Source organism: Myroides profundi, assembly GCF_000833025.1.
Classification (GTDB): domain Bacteria; phylum Bacteroidota; class Bacteroidia; order Flavobacteriales; family Flavobacteriaceae; genus Flavobacterium; species Flavobacterium profundi_A.
Genome location: NZ_CP010817.1, coordinates 867745 through 882696, shown reverse-complemented (window position 1 = coordinate 882696; position 14952 = coordinate 867745). Strand labels below are relative to the sequence as shown.

At 33.3% G+C, this 14952-nt stretch carries 14 protein-coding genes; 6 read left to right on the top strand and 8 right to left on the bottom strand.

From position 1 onward, the window contains the following. Positions 1-137 precede the first annotated feature (137 nt). From MPR_RS03985 to MPR_RS03960, 6 genes are read left to right on the top strand one after another with little or no spacing between them, the layout of a single operon-like run. Positions 138-902 carry a ParA family protein gene (locus MPR_RS03985; RefSeq protein WP_006257090.1) on the top strand — a complete coding sequence of 255 codons (765 nt, stop codon included), beginning with the start codon at positions 138-140 and terminating at the stop codon, positions 900-902. A 29-nt stretch (positions 903-931) separates the two neighbouring features. Next, positions 932-1837: a ParB/RepB/Spo0J family partition protein gene (locus tag MPR_RS03980; protein ID WP_025124439.1), complete on the top strand. Its 906-nt coding sequence runs from the start codon at positions 932-934 to the stop codon at positions 1835-1837. Then, a complete protein-coding gene (locus MPR_RS03975) occupies positions 1837-2424 on the top strand; it encodes a DUF5683 domain-containing protein (protein WP_006257093.1) in 588 nt (195 codons plus the stop codon). The genes MPR_RS03980 and MPR_RS03975 overlap by 1 nt, the downstream gene beginning before the upstream one ends. Before the next feature lie 12 nt (positions 2425-2436). Then, positions 2437-3141 (top strand): 4-hydroxy-tetrahydrodipicolinate reductase, encoded by a 705-nt coding sequence (gene dapB, locus MPR_RS03970; protein WP_041889380.1) that lies wholly within the window; start codon positions 2437-2439, stop codon positions 3139-3141. A gap of 36 nt (positions 3142-3177) precedes the next feature. Continuing rightward, the gene (lepB, locus tag MPR_RS03965; RefSeq protein WP_041889377.1) at positions 3178-4770 is read left to right on the top strand and encodes a signal peptidase I; all 1593 of its coding nucleotides are present in this window, start codon (positions 3178-3180) and stop codon (positions 4768-4770) included. Positions 4771-4778: 8 nt separating this feature from the next. Continuing rightward, a complete protein-coding gene (locus MPR_RS03960; protein ID WP_041889374.1) occupies positions 4779-5402 on the top strand; it encodes a WbqC family protein in 624 nt (207 codons plus the stop codon). A gap of 223 nt (positions 5403-5625) precedes the next feature. Here the strand turns inward: MPR_RS03960 and MPR_RS03955 are convergent, their stop codons facing one another. The 8 genes from MPR_RS03955 to MPR_RS03920 all read right to left on the bottom strand — a co-directional run bounded on the left by MPR_RS03955 (position 5626) and on the right by MPR_RS03920 (position 14903). Beyond that, positions 5626-6321, bottom strand: a complete 696-nt coding sequence (locus tag MPR_RS03955; RefSeq protein ID WP_041889370.1) for a sulfite exporter TauE/SafE family protein — start codon at positions 6319-6321, stop codon at positions 5626-5628. A 3-nt stretch (positions 6322-6324) separates the two neighbouring features. Further along, on the bottom strand, positions 6325-6783 hold the full coding sequence (locus tag MPR_RS03950; protein WP_041889367.1) for a FixH family protein: 459 nt from the start codon (positions 6781-6783) through the stop codon (positions 6325-6327). Positions 6784-6801: 18 nt separating this feature from the next. After that, positions 6802-8235: a cytochrome c oxidase accessory protein CcoG gene (ccoG, locus tag MPR_RS03945; protein WP_041889364.1), complete on the bottom strand. Its 1434-nt coding sequence runs from the start codon at positions 8233-8235 to the stop codon at positions 6802-6804. Between the two features lie 608 nt (positions 8236-8843). Next, positions 8844-9821, bottom strand: coding sequence for a cbb3-type cytochrome c oxidase N-terminal domain-containing protein (locus MPR_RS03940; RefSeq protein WP_041889361.1), 978 nt, complete (start codon positions 9819-9821; stop codon positions 8844-8846). Continuing rightward, on the bottom strand, positions 9818-10024 hold the full coding sequence (locus MPR_RS03935; RefSeq protein WP_006257102.1) for a CcoQ/FixQ family Cbb3-type cytochrome c oxidase assembly chaperone: 207 nt from the start codon (positions 10022-10024) through the stop codon (positions 9818-9820). The genes MPR_RS03940 and MPR_RS03935 overlap by 4 nt, the downstream gene beginning before the upstream one ends. 18 nt (positions 10025-10042) lie before the next feature. After that, complete coding sequence (ccoN, locus tag MPR_RS03930) at positions 10043-12223, bottom strand: cytochrome-c oxidase, cbb3-type subunit I (RefSeq protein WP_006257103.1); 2181 nt, start codon at positions 12221-12223, stop codon at positions 10043-10045. A gap of 6 nt (positions 12224-12229) precedes the next feature. Then, positions 12230-12436 carry a cbb3-type cytochrome oxidase assembly protein CcoS gene (gene ccoS, locus MPR_RS03925; RefSeq protein WP_041889356.1) on the bottom strand — a complete coding sequence of 69 codons (207 nt, stop codon included), beginning with the start codon at positions 12434-12436 and terminating at the stop codon, positions 12230-12232. Positions 12437-12512: 76 nt separating this feature from the next. Further along, a complete protein-coding gene (locus MPR_RS03920) occupies positions 12513-14903 on the bottom strand; it encodes a heavy metal translocating P-type ATPase (RefSeq protein WP_041889353.1) in 2391 nt (796 codons plus the stop codon). Positions 14904-14952: the final 49 nt, after the last annotated feature.

Below are 14952 nucleotides of genomic sequence, written 5' to 3'. Positions count from 1 at the left end.
CCATTTATAGCACAGATGGCATTTATTTTTATAAGATATTGAATTTTAATGTATTTAGGGAAATGTTGATAAATAAGATTTCGTAGAGTCGCAAATAATCGTATTTTTACCAATTATAAAAACATTCTTTTGGTAAAATGGGTAAAATCATTGCTATTGCTAATCAAAAAGGTGGTGTAGGAAAAACTACAACATCAGTTAATCTTGCTGCTTCATTAGGAGCACTAGAGAAAAAAGTACTTATCATAGACGCAGATCCTCAGGCCAATGCTTCCTCAGGATTAGGAATCGATGTAGACTCTGTAGAGATTGGTACTTACGAAATATTAGAGCACAGTAATACGCCAGAAGAAGCTATTGTGGAATGTACAGCTCCGAATGTATATCTAATCCCCGCCCACATTGACTTAGTGGCTATTGAAATTGAGTTGGTGGATAAACCAAACCGAGAATATATGCTTAAAGAAGCACTTAAATCTGTCAAAGATAAGTTTGATTATATCATAATCGACTGCGCTCCTTCTTTAGGTCTACTTACCTTAAATGCGTTGACAGCTGCTGATTCTGTAGCTATTCCGATTCAATGTGAGTACTTTGCATTAGAAGGTCTTGGTAAATTATTAAACACAATTAAAAGTGTTCAAAAAATACACAATCCTAATCTAGATATAGAAGGATTGTTATTAACGATGTACGACTCTCGTTTACGCTTGTCTAATCAAGTGGTAGAGGAAGTACAGAAACATTTTAACGATATGGTATTTGATACTATTATCCAGCGAAATGTAAAATTAAGTGAAGCACCTAGCTTTGGCGAAAGTATCATTAACTATGACGCTACTAGTAAAGGAGCTACGAATTACATCAATCTAGCAGAAGAAATTATTCGAAAAAATAGTTAGATTTCTCTAGAATTATTATTTAGAATATTATGGCAAAGGCAATTAAAAAACAAGCTTTAGGAAGAGGACTATCGGCTCTATTAAAAGATCCAGATAACGATATTAGATCAATTGAAGATAATAATGCAGATAAAGTAATCGGCAATATTATAGAGTTAGACATAGACTCTATTGAGATAAATCCATTCCAACCTAGAACGAACTTTAACGAAGAGTCTTTACAAGAGTTAGCTACAAGTATTCGAGAATTAGGTGTAATACAACCTATTACCGTTAGAAAAATTGAGTTCAATAAATATCAATTAATCTCTGGTGAGCGCCGTTTAAGAGCTTCTAAAATAGTAGGACTAGACTCTGTACCTGCTTATATCCGTATAGCGAATGACAATGAGTCTCTAACTATGGCTTTAGTAGAGAATATCCAACGTCATGATCTAGACCCTATCGAGATAGCACTGTCGTATCAACGTCTAATGGAAGAAATAAATCTGACACAAGAACAAGTAAGTGATCGCGTAGGAAAGAAACGTTCTACTATTGCTAATTACTTGCGCCTACTGCGTCTAGATCCAATCATTCAGACAGGGATAAGAGATGGATTTATCACTATGGGACATGGTCGTGCCATTATTAATATAGAAGACTTAGACGTACAGACAGATATCTATCACAAAATCATTACAGAAAACTTATCTGTAAGAGAGACTGAGGCTATCGTAAAAAAATATCAAGAACAACTAAGAGGTATAGTATCACCTGCTCTACCTAAGAAAAATACAGAGTTTAATGTTCCTGAAAGTTATTCGAGATCATTCGGACAATTCTTTGGAACAAAAGTAGATATTAAAGTTTCTAATAATGGAAAAGGAAAGATATCTATTCCTTTCCACTCTGAAGAAGACTTAAATCGTATTATCAAACTATTAGAAAATTAGTGAAACACAAGTTATTAATCCTATTATTCTTCATAGGAGCAGTCTGTCACCCCACCTATGCACAGTCTGTAAGTGAAGAAGATGAACCTACTACGAAAAAAGAGTCTGCAGATTATAAACCATTAGATCCTGTAGCTCCTTCTCGTGCGGCATTCTATGCCTCTGTTATTCCTGGAGTAGGTCAAATCTATAATAAGAAATATTGGAAAGTACCATTAGTATATGCAGGTATAGGAATACCTACATACTTCTGGATGGATAACCAAAGACAGTATAATAGATATAGAGACGAATATAAGAAACGTCTACAAGGTGTTAACGATCCTAACGACCCTACTTTTGGAGGATTAGACAACGATCGTATATTAGAAGCTCAAAAGTTCTATAGACGTAATAGAGACTTATCTGTCGTAATCACAGTTGGTTTTTATGTTCTAAGTATCATCGACGCTAACGTAGATGCTCACTTAATGCAGTTCAACGTTAATGAGAACTTGACTATTAAGCCTGCCTTTGAGATAGACAGAATGAATCTTCAGAATCAAAATCAGTTCCAATACGCGATAAATGTAGAATATCGCTTTTAAAATATTTATCCAATGAAAATTGCTTTATTAGGATATGGCAAAATGGGTCAAATCATTGAAAGAATTGCCATAGAAAGAGGTCACGAAATAGTACTTCGCAAAAGAAGTTCTGATACTTATGAAGGACTAAAAGATGCAGATGTAGCGATAGACTTCAGTGTGCCTTCTGCTGCTGTACAGAATATTACAACTTGTTTTGAACTAAATATCCCTATTATATCAGGTACCACAGGTTGGTTAGAAGAATATGATAAGATGGTAGATCTATGTACAAAAAGCAATGGTGCTTTTTTATATGGATCTAATTTTAGTTTAGGAGTAAACCTATTCTTTGAGCTAAACAGTTATTTAGCTAAGATGATGAATAATCTTAATGATTATAAAGTATCTATGGAAGAAATACACCATACCCAAAAATTAGATGCTCCTAGTGGAACAGCTATTTCTTTGGCTAATGGTATTATCGAAAACACGAATTACACAGCGTGGACATTAGATACACCAGATACTAATCAGATACATATCGATGCAAAACGCATAGATAGCGTGCCTGGTACACACAGTGTATTCTATGACTCTACTATCGATCAGATAGAGATCAAGCACACAGCTCATAATAGAGAAGGCTTTGCTTTAGGAGCAGTAGTAGCTGCTGAATGGATACAAAATAAAAAAGGAATATTCTCTATGAAAGATGTTCTGAATCTAAAAAAATAATTACCTTCACTAATAATCATTAAACAATATTAAACTATGACAATGTCTCAATGGTTTTTGTTTTTTCTTTTAGTACAAGTTATACACTTTCTTGGAACTTGGAAATTATACGTAAAAGCTGGAAAGAAAAGCTGGCAAGCTATCGTGCCTGTATATAATGCTGTGGTCTTAATGCAAATCATTAACCGTCCTAGATGGTGGGTTATCTTATTGTTTGTACCTATTGTGAATTTAATCATGTTTCCAGTAGTTTGGGTAGAGACACTTAGAAGCTTCGGAAAAAACAAAACAGTAGACACTATACTAGGAGTAGTAACACTAGGTCTTTATATCTATTATATCAACTATGCTGTCGATGTAAAATATGTAGAAAACAGAAGTACAAAAGCAGCTACAAGCTCAGGTGAGACAGTTAGTTCTATTCTATTTGCTGTTGTAGTAGCTACAGTGATTCACACTTATGTAATTCAACCTTATACAATACCAACGTCTTCATTAGAAAAGACTTTACTAGTAGGAGACTTCTTATTCGTAAGTAAGTTTCACTATGGGGCAAGAACTCCGATGACTACGGTAGCGTTACCAATGGTACATGATACTTTACCATTTACAAAGAAAAATTCTTACTTAAAGAAACCACATCTACCATACTTTAGATTACCTGGTTTTCAAAAGATACAACACAACGATATCGTCGTGTTCAACTGGCCAACTGATACTGTTTATCAGTTCAACGATCCACTTAGAAGACCTGCTGTAGATAAACCAATCGACAAGAAAACAAACTATGTTAAACGTGCTGTAGGTTTACCAGGAGAAAACATTTCGTTAGTTAATGGTGATGTTTACATCAATAATGAGAAACTAAAACTAAATGATCGTGCTAAATTACAGAACACGTATACTGTAAAAACAGACGGTACACCAATAGATCTAAATGCTTTAGTAAAACGACTAGATACAAGAGAGGGTATTGAATACTTTAACAATGATCCGAAAACTCTAATCTTCGCTGCTTTAACAGATGAGAATGTTGAAGTTTTAAAGTCTATGTCTCAAATAGTAAGTGTTACAAAAGGATATCCAGAAGAAGCTAAAGCGTATATTCAAGCAGCGTATGCTAATGTAATATTCCCTCATAACTCTAAAACTTGGACAAATGATGACTTAGGTCCTCTACATATCCCTGCTAAAGGAGAAACAATTACTCTAAATGCTGATAACTTCCCAATGTACCAAAGAGTTATTCAGGTATATGAAGGTAATAAATTAGAGGTTAGAGACAATAAAATCTATATCAACGATGTAGCTACAGATAAATACACTTTCCAACAAGATTATTACTTCATGATGGGAGACAACAGAAACAGATCTGAAGATAGTAGATATTGGGGATTTGTACCTGAAGATCACATTGTAGGAAAACCTGTTTTTGTATGGTTAAGTTTAGATCAATACGTACCATGGTCAAAAGCATTAGATAAGATTCGTTGGGATAGAATGTTTACTACAGTTAATGGTAATGGTAAGCAGACTTCTTACTTCCCTTACTTCTTAGTAGCTGTGATAGGTTTAGTAGGTTATAATACTTACAAAAAGAGAAAAGAAAAAAAGAATTCAAAATATTAAATTAAAACATGAATAACATACTTATTCATCCTAGTTACTTCCCTTCTATCAGTCACTTTGTAACTATGCTACAAGCAGACAAAATAACATTTGAGATGGAAGATAACTTTCAAAAGCAAACCAATAGAAATAGAACATTCATCTATAGTGCTAATGGAAAGCAAATGCTTAATATTCCGATCAAGCACTCAGAAGAATCTAAACAAAAATATAAGGATGTAAGAATAGAGCATGCTTTTGGCTGGCAAAAACAGCATTTTAAGAGCCTAGAAGCAGCTTATAGAACTTCTCCTTACTTCGAGTACTTTGAAGATGAGATTCGTCCTATTTTTGAAGGAAAACCAGAGTTTATGTTAGATCTTAACCTTCAAATACATGAAGTGTTATGTTCTTGCTTAGGGATAGACCTCCCTTATGAACAAACTAAAGACTACCATAAAGAAGTAAGTAATGACATTACTGATTTGAGAACTTTAATAAATGGTAAGAAAGATACTAATATCTACACTCCATACATCCAAGTTTTTGATGAAAAACATGGCTACTTAAACAATCTAAGTATTCTAGACTTATTATTCAATGAAGGAAGACATGCTATAGATTATCTTAAAAAGCAGTCATTAAGCATATAAAAAAAAGCTGACCAGTGGTCAGCTTTTTTTCTTTCATAGCGCAATTTTATACTTTTATTTTAAGTACTATAACGATAAATTATAAGTAACAAACAATCAACATATCTTTTCCTTTTCATAGCATTAAAAATCGTTGATGACTTTATCGTTATACACTTAAGACAATAATTCTGAAAAAAGTCACATCATTTTATACAATTTATTTAAAATAAATCGTACTTAACTAACAATCAGCCTCTCCCCTTACAAAAAGATTTAAATTATCTGGAGATAAAAAAGGAATATCTAATCCTAGGCCACGTATAATAAACAACATTCCAAAGATTACAATAACATAAGGGTAATACTTCATAATACCGTTTCTTACTTTAGGAGAAAACATATCTCTTACATAAATAATAGAACTCATCAAAGGAATGGTTCCTACTCCAAATAGAGCCATATAAAGCATCCCTATAGATACACTCTGTGTAGCTAATGCGCCAAACAATGCTACATAGACCATACCACATGGTAAAAAGCCATTAAAAAAACCAATAAAGTATAATGTTCCTTTATTTTGTTTTTTAAACTGACCTCCTAGTTTAGTTTTAATCTTACTCACTACAAAGTAAAAAGGCTTTAGAAAGCCAAAGTTTCCAAGCTTGTTTTGTGGTATTAATATAAAGACAATCATTAAAATCCCTACAACAATAGACATCTGCTGCTGTAGTCCTGCTAAGTAAAGACCTTTACCAAACATACCAAAAACAAGTCCTAAAATAGAATATGCAGATATTCTCCCTAAATGATAGGTGAATATCTGCATAGCTTTTTTAGTACCATTACTCTTAGAAACTGGTAACATCATAGCTATAGGTCCGCACATACCAATACAATGCAGACTACTAATCAGTCCAAAAATAAGAGCTGTAATCACTAGTTAATCTTTTTTTACAGTTAAACTTTGTTTATTTCTGTAATCTGATCCATTATAAGACCATTCTACTGCAATATCCCAACGACCGTCTACCAGCGTATTGTTAGGTATGAGCAAATTGGAAGAAGACAGTGATATAGGCATATCAAAGTCTAATTTCTGGTTAGACGGTCTGTATAGGAATATTTTTCCTGTAATATTTTTTGCGTCAAAATCTGAAGGAAACACAATAGATATATCTCCTGTAGTAGTTGATTCGATAGACACTGGAGTTGCAAGCTTTAATGCAGCTACTTCTCTATCGTGCTTACCATCTACTTCTATTTCTTGCTGATAATAATTCTCAGTAACTAACTCATTATCATATTTACTATCAATCTGTACTCTTATAACATATTGCAGAATGAAGACCATAAAAATCCCCATAGCAATAACAATACCTGTTCCAAAATTAAACTTCATACCTAACAAATTTTAATATTAATCCAATGTTCTAGGGCCTAAGAAGTTTGTTGATGTTGTTTGAATCAACTTATCTCCTTCATAAACCTCTATTTTAACTTTTGTACGATGACTTTCTAACAAGAACTGTGGAACATCAATAAACATAGTTCCTTCTGCATAACCTTCTTTCTCCACTTTTATAATTGGGTTCCCTACTAAAGTAATAGCACCTGTTTCTGGTGAAGATAACTTAAAGCTTACATTCTCGAAATCCTTCATCGTTTTATTTACTACCTTAAAGGTATAAACGTTTCTAATATTCTCTTTATCATCTACAGTGACGTGTGTATAAGTTTGACCTGCTACACGAAGCACTGTAGCTTCAATATCTGTTCTTAAGAACAATAACCCTACCAGAATAGTCATTAGGATACAAAGAACAGCTACATAACCTTTCTGACGTAGACTAAACTTAAACTTAGTACCTTCTGATATTTCTGACTCAGATGCATAACGTATTAAACCAGTAGGTAAACCAACACTCTCCATCATGTGATCACACTCATCAATACAAGCTGTACAGTTCACACACTCTAACTGAGTACCATTACGTATATCAATACCTGTTGGACATACATTTACACATTGTTTACAGTCGATACAATCTCCAATTCCTTCTGCAGTTCTATCAATCCCTTTTTTAAACTTAGCTCTTCCGTTTGTCGCTTCACCACGTACGTGATCATAAGCTACGATTATAGATTTATTATCTAATAATACTCCTTGTAATCTACCATAAGGACAAGCGATAACACATACTTGCTCTCTAAACCATGTAAATACAAAATAAAAAGCTCCGGTAAATATCATCAGTCCCATAAAACGTCCCATATGATCTGCTGGTCCATCTTTCATCATTTGAAGGACTACATCACTTCCAATAATATAAGCTAAGAAAACATTAGCAATCAAAAAGGAAATAACGAAGAAAATAAACCACTTTAATACTCTCTTTCTAATCTTCTCAGAAGTCCAAGGTTGTTTATCTAAACGCATTTGAGCCCCTCTATCACCATCAATCCAATATTCAATACGTCTAAAAACCATTTCCATAAAAATCGTTTGAGGACAGATCCAACCACAAAATATACGACCAAATGAAACTGTAAATAGGGTAACAAAAACTACCCCTATAATCATAGATATTACTACAAGATAAAAATCCTGTGGCCAGAAAGGAAAACCAAAAATATTAAACTTTCTATCTATTACATTAAACAATAAAAACTGGTTCCCATTTATCTTAATAAATGGCGCCGCAAAAAGAAACAATATAAGAGCGTAACTTACGATCTTACGTTTATTATAAAAAGGGCCCGAAGGTTTTTTAGGATAGATCCAAGCTCTTTTACCATCTTTGTCAATTGTACCTATGGAGTCACGGAAACTCTCATCATGTATTGTAGCCATAGTAAAATGTTTTTCAATGAGTAATAAAGTAATAAACTACTTATACTCTATTCTTATTATGTTAGTTTATAATAGTGCCTAAGCACAAGTTTTTGACAGATAATCTGTCAGAAATCTTTTAATTATTGTCGCCTAAAAGATCCCTTATTATCTTAATCTGAAATATATCTAACTGTTCCGCTTTTCCTAACCAAAGTAAAAACACAAACAATCATATTCGTTTATTAAAAAGATAAGATTTACTTCTCATCTACTGTTATATCAACATCTATATGTATCAAACCTAAAACAGTATAATCACTTCTAAATACCTTACCCTTCAAACAGTTTAACTCTACCAAGTCCTCGTTTAATAATTAAATAAAACCTTGACAGACATAAACTTTTTTATACTAGAAAGGTACGAAAAAAGCTCTCAATACGCACTGTATTTATGATAATAATACTATAGATAATGTCTTTATTAATACCAATAAACTAAATAAGTCAACACCTCTTGATCAATAGAAAATATTTGGTATAAAAGAGGGCTAAATTGTCAACCTTAGCCCTCTATTCTTTTTACCAGTCTATACTAAATAATACAGTTAGCATAGACTATATTATTTTTAATTCTTTACTTCAGGAGTTTCTGCATCTACAGCAACCTCTTCTGAAGCTTCTTCTTTTGCACCTTCTTCTGAAGCATCTCCTCCTGTCAATTCTGCTTTAGACCATACGATATCTCCTTCTGGAGCTTTAGCCTCTGCAGGAACTGTACCATTAAGAGAAATAACATAAGAAGCTAACTTTTCAATTTCAGATGGTTTGAAATTTGACTTCCAAGGCACCATTCCTTTTCCAGGACGTCCACCTTCAGAAATAGTGTTGAAGACATTTTTCATTCCACCACCTAAGATCCAATGATCATCTGTTAAGTTAGGTCCGATAGCTCCACCACCATCATTCTTATGACATACAGCACAGTTAGTATCAAAAAGTGCTTTACCAGCAGCTAATACAGTTGGATCGTCAGAGAATACTGCTTGATCCGCTGTTAACATGTCAGGAGCATTTTTCTTGTACTCCTCAACTTGTTCTTTAGCAGCTATCATTTCTTTTTCAAACTCAGCAACTTGATTATCTGCATCAAATACGTGATATCTCAACATATAGATTACAGCAAAAATTGCAGTTACATAGAAAAGTCCAACCCACCATGGTGGTAAATCATTATCTAACTCTTTAATTCCATCATAATCATGATCCATCATGATATCGCCTTCTTGCTCAATTGTTTTAGTGTTAGTCAATTTCTGCATTAAGCGTTTTACCCAAGGGGCATCTCTTAATGGACGACTAGCTTCTTTTTGTTTTAGAGCTCTCTCTTCAGGAGTCATTAAGCGATCCAAAATCTTGTTTGTTGCAGATGCTACAATTTCAACAGCAATCAATGCGAACAAGAATAAACCTAATAATATTAGAACAACGGGATGTTCTACAAAAGCCGGTTTATCACTATCCCCCCCTACTAACCATTCTATCGCTAAAAAGAAAATAGCAAATAGAAGAGGAACTCTTACATATACTGGAAAAAACTTTTTCATAATTTTCGTGAATTACTATCAACATTGTGCTCTTCATCATCCATGAATGGCATATTGCTCAATTCTTCTATTGTGTCTTTCTTATAAGTAGCAACCCACACGAAAAGTCCAACAAAGAATGTAAAGAAAATAATAAGTGATATAATAGGGAATATCTCCACTCCACCTATTGTTTCCATATTATGTTTAATGAATTTTAGCATATTGATTCATTTTAAATATTATTCTTCTACCTTTTTAATGTCGGTACCTAAACGTTGTAGATAAGCAATCACTGCTACAATCTCACGATCACTCATAGGTATAAACTCTTCACCTTTTGCTTGTGCACGTTTTTTACTATCCTCGTATGACTTAACATAGTCAGGATCTCCTTCTAAATTCTTAGCAATCTCTTCAGATTGTGCTTTAATAGAAGCTTTTGCGTTAGCAATATCCTCATCTGTATATGGAACTCCTAAAGTTCTCATTACACTCATTTTAGTTTCTATGTCTGAGTAGTCTGCATTTTTATTAGCAAATAACCATTTATATCCAGGCATGATTGAATTTGGAGATGTTGACTGAGGGTCATACATGTGGTTATAATGCCAACTATCAGAATACTTACCTCCTACTCTAAATAAATCTGGACCTGTTCTCTTAGACCCCCATAAGAATGGGTGATCGTAAACATATTCTCCTGATTTTGAGTACTCACCATATCTTTCAACTTCTGAACGGAAAGGACGAATCATTTGTGAGTGACATCCCACACAACCTTCTCTAATATATAGGTCACGACCTTCTAATTCTAAAGGAGTATATGGTTTAACACTTGTAATAGTAGGAATATTTGATTTCACAAATATTGTAGGAACAATCTGTACTAATCCTCCAATTAAGATAGCTACTGTAGTTAAAATAGTAAACTGAATAGGTCTTCTCTCTAAATGAGTATGCCATCCTTCTCCTTTTAATCTACCAGCAGAAATTCGTTGTAATGCAGGTGCTTCAGCTAATTCATCTTGAACTGGTTGACCAGCTTTTACAGTTTTATAGATATTGTAAATCAATACTAATACCCCTGCTAAATACAATGTACCTCCAATAGCACGCATTGCATACATTGGCATAATAGCTGTAACTGTTTCTAAGAAGTTACCATATTTTAAAGTTCCATCAGGGTTAAAGTCTTTCCACATTAAGTGTTGAGAGAAACCTGCTACATATAATGGAATAGTATATAAGATAATACCTAATGTACCAATCCAGAAGTGGAAGTTAGCCGCTGCTTTAGAATAAAGCTCTGTTTTAACCATTCTAGGAATTAACCAGTACACCATACCAAATGTCATGAATCCGTTCCAAGCTAATGCTCCAACGTGTACGTGAGCTACGATCCAGTCAGTATAGTGAGCAATAGCGTTTACGTTTTTAAGAGATAACATTGGTCCTTCAAAAGTAGCCATACCATATCCAGTAATACCTACTACGAAGAATTTTAATACTGGATCAACTCTTACTTTATCCCAAACTCCACGAAGAGTTAAAAGACCGTTGATCATACCTCCCCAAGATGGTGCAATTAACATTACTGAGAACACAACTCCTAAGTTTTGAGCCCATTCTGGTAATGCTGAATACAATAAGTGGTGAGGACCTGCCCAGATGTATAAGAAAATTAAAGACCAGAAGTGAATAATAGATAGTCTATAAGAATAAACTGGTCTATTCGCTGCTTTTGGTAAATAATAATACATTAACCCTAAGAAAGGTGTCGTTAAGAAGAATGCCACCGCATTATGTCCATACCACCACTGTACTAATGCATCTTGTACCCCTGCATACACAGAGTAAGATTTAAATGCACTTACAGGTAACTCTAAAGAGTTAAAGATATGTAATACTGCTACGGTAACAAAAGTCGCTAAGTAGAACCATATTGCAACATAAATATGACGCTCTCTTCTTTTGATAATCGTCATAATCATATTAACACCGAATGTTACCCAAATCACTGCAATCGCAATATCAATAGGCCATTCTAATTCAGCGTACTCTTTTGATGTTGTAAAACCTAATGGTAAGGTAATTACAGCACCAATTAAAATTAATTGCCATCCGTAAAAGTGAAGATTACTTAAAAAGTCACTGTACATTCTGGCTTTACATAACCTTTGTAAAGAATAGTATATTCCTCCGAAAATTGCGTTACCAACGAACGCAAAAATCACAGCATTAGTATGCAATGGACGCAATCTCCCGAAACTCAACCAAGATATTCCATCTGTTAAGTTAGGAAATATAAACATCACTGCTAAAACTAATCCTACAAGCATCCCGACAGCTCCAAAAAATATTGAAGCATAAAGAAATTTCTTTACAATTTTGTTGTCATAATAAAATTGTTGCACTTCCATAGTTGTTTATATTTGATTTTCTTTTTGTTTATTATCTGTTTTTTTGTCTTTCTTCTCTTTTGAAGTGATTTTCACTTCGTCATCAAAAAGCATACGCACTGAAGGTGTGTACGCGTCATCAAACTGACCGCTTTTTACTGACCGAATAAATAAGTATAGAAATATACCAGCTACTACTACACTGATACTAATTAAGAAATATATAACACTCATACCTAATATTTACTTGTCAAAATTAACATTATCTGATACCTTAAAACATGATAACTATCATATTTGGCTTTTTATCTTAATCTTTCTTTATAATCCTCTTTGCAAAGTAATTACTCATGATCGTTACAAAGCTGATTATAGAAACAGTGCTTATTGGCATTAATATAGCCGCTACTAATGGAGACATTTTATTCATTATAGAAACTGTTATACCAATCACATTATAGCTCAAAGCTAAGATATAACTTAATTTAATAATTTTAACAGATTTCTTTGAATAATTTAAGAACGACTTTAAACTTTCAAACATTCTTGCATCTAGTATAGCATCACTTGCTGGAGTAAATACATTAACATTCTCAGAAACAGACACTCCTACATTACTTTGAGCTAATGCCCCAGCATCATTTAGTCCATCACCTACCATCATTACATTCCCTCCATTTTCTTGTAGCTTTTTGACATATTCTAATTTTTCTTCTGGCTTCTGATTAAAAACCAACGAAGTAGAACTAGGAAGCAACTTTTCTAATACTTCTCTTTCACCATCATTATCTCCAGAAAGAATAGCTAGCTTATAACCTAGTTTTGTTAAATTATCAAACAATTTACTAACACCTTCTCTATAATGATTAGCAAATACAAACTTCCCTTTATACTCTCCATTAATTTGGATATGAACTGACGTTTCATTTAACACTTGTTCACTTTGAATTCCTAACAAACTTGGAGATCCTATTAGATAACTTTTTTTGTTTATTGTACCTAACAGTCCTTTTCCTGGTATTTCTTCAAATATCTCAGGTTTGACAACCACCTTTGTAGACAAAAAGTTATACAGCTTTCTACTCAAGGGATGATTAGATGCTCTAATAATATTTCTAATATCGCCTTGTTCTTCTCTAGATAACTCCTCTCCGACATACTGTATAGTTGAACTTGCATTAGTAGTAATAGTTCCTGTCTTATCAAAAACAATAGTATTCACCTTTGCCATTTGTTCTACGACAGTAACATTTTTTAAATAAAACTTATTTCTACCATAGATACGAATAGCATTACCTAAAGTAAATGGGGCTGTCAACGCTAGCGCACAAGGACAAGCTACGATTAGAATAGCTGTAAACACATTAAACGCTGCATTGATATCTACAAAAGCCCAACCTATAAAAGCAGTTATAGATATAAGTAATAATACAGGTGTAAAATAATGACTAATCGTATCTGTAATAGTTTTATACTTAATATCCACTTTCTTCTGGAAGACATCATTGCTCCATAATTGAGTTAGATAACTTTGAGAAACAGTATTCACAGCTTCTATTTCGATAACATCCCCTACTTGTTTTCCTCCGGCAAAAACTTTATCTCCTGATTTCTTTTCTACAGGAACAGCTTCACCCGTTACAAAACTATAATCAATAAAAGCTGATTCTGAAATCAATATTGAATCTACAGGCACTAGTTCTTGGTTACGAATCAGAAGACGATCCCCTTTTACAACCTCATAGACTTGAATAGGTTCTTCTACTCCATCTTCGCCAATCTTAGTAATTGCAATAGGAAAATAGGATTTATAATCTCTTTCAAAAGATAAGAAGTTATATGTACGTTGTTGAAACAGTTTCCCTAACAGCATAAAGAAGACTAACATAGTCATACTGTCAAAAAAACCAGGCCCTAAATCAAATAGGATATCAATTGTACTTCGGATAAACATCACTATAATTCCTAAAGACATAGGAATGTCTATCGTATAATTTTTTGTTTTAATCCCTTTCCAAGCAGCCAAGTGGTAAGGAGAAGCAGAATAAAAAAATACAGGTAACGAAATTAGTAATATAAGCCATCTAAAAAAGTCTTTATACTCCCTCATCCAGATATCATCGATATTAAAATACTCTGGGAAAGAAAGCATCATAACATTCCCAAAACTAAAGAATGCTATTCCTATTTTATAAATTAAACTTCTGTCTACGGCTTGAGGCTTATCCTCGTAATTTTTTAAGCTTATATAAGGTTCATAACCTATCTTAGTTAGTAGAAGAACTAACTCTTTTAAAGAAACGTTTTCTGAATTAAATGTAATTGTTGCTTTCTTTTCAGGGAAATTAACTAATACTCTAATCACTCCATCATTTAACCTATGTAAGTTTTCTAATATCCAGATACAAGAACTACAATGAATATGTGGAATATATAAAGACACTATATTAGTTGACCCTTCATTGAACTCAAGAAGTTTGTTAATAATTTCTGTTTTCTCTAAAAAGTCATACTTACCATTAGCTTCTTCTGGAGTAGCGCCTGGAGTAGCTTCCATATCGTAATAACAGCTTAAATCATTCTCGCTAAAAATCTCATAAACTGTCTTACATCCATTACAACAAAATTCTTTATCATCGAAGTCAATGCGGTTAAAGGTTGTCACCTCATTACCACAGTGATAACACTTATTTTTATCCATAAATTTTTGCTCATTTTACCTATACCAAAGGTCTACGTTTAATAATGGA

Excerpts from the sequence above, each read along its gene's own strand:
- ccoN (WP_006257103.1), bottom strand. The coding sequence starts at position 12,223 with ATGGAAGTGCAACAATTTTATTATGACAACAAAATTGTAAAGAAATTT.
- ccoG (WP_041889364.1), bottom strand. The coding sequence starts at position 8,235 with ATGGCTACAATACATGATGAGAGTTTCCGTGACTCCATAGGTACAATT.
- MPR_RS03935 (WP_006257102.1), bottom strand. The coding sequence starts at position 10,024 with ATGCTAAAATTCATTAAACATAATATGGAAACAATAGGTGGAGTGGAG.
- MPR_RS03940 (WP_041889361.1), bottom strand. The coding sequence starts at position 9,821 with ATGAAAAAGTTTTTTCCAGTATATGTAAGAGTTCCTCTTCTATTTGCT.
- lepB (WP_041889377.1), top strand. The coding sequence starts at position 3,178 with ATGACAATGTCTCAATGGTTTTTGTTTTTTCTTTTAGTACAAGTTATA.
- MPR_RS03960 (WP_041889374.1), top strand. The coding sequence starts at position 4,779 with ATGAATAACATACTTATTCATCCTAGTTACTTCCCTTCTATCAGTCAC.
- MPR_RS03980 (WP_025124439.1), top strand. The coding sequence starts at position 932 with ATGGCAAAGGCAATTAAAAAACAAGCTTTAGGAAGAGGACTATCGGCT.
- dapB (WP_041889380.1), top strand. The coding sequence starts at position 2,437 with ATGAAAATTGCTTTATTAGGATATGGCAAAATGGGTCAAATCATTGAA.
- ccoS (WP_041889356.1), bottom strand. The coding sequence starts at position 12,436 with ATGAGTGTTATATATTTCTTAATTAGTATCAGTGTAGTAGTAGCTGGT.
- MPR_RS03950 (WP_041889367.1), bottom strand. The coding sequence starts at position 6,783 with ATGAAGTTTAATTTTGGAACAGGTATTGTTATTGCTATGGGGATTTTT.
- MPR_RS03920 (WP_041889353.1), bottom strand. The coding sequence starts at position 14,903 with ATGGATAAAAATAAGTGTTATCACTGTGGTAATGAGGTGACAACCTTT.
- MPR_RS03985 (WP_006257090.1), top strand. The coding sequence starts at position 138 with ATGGGTAAAATCATTGCTATTGCTAATCAAAAAGGTGGTGTAGGAAAA.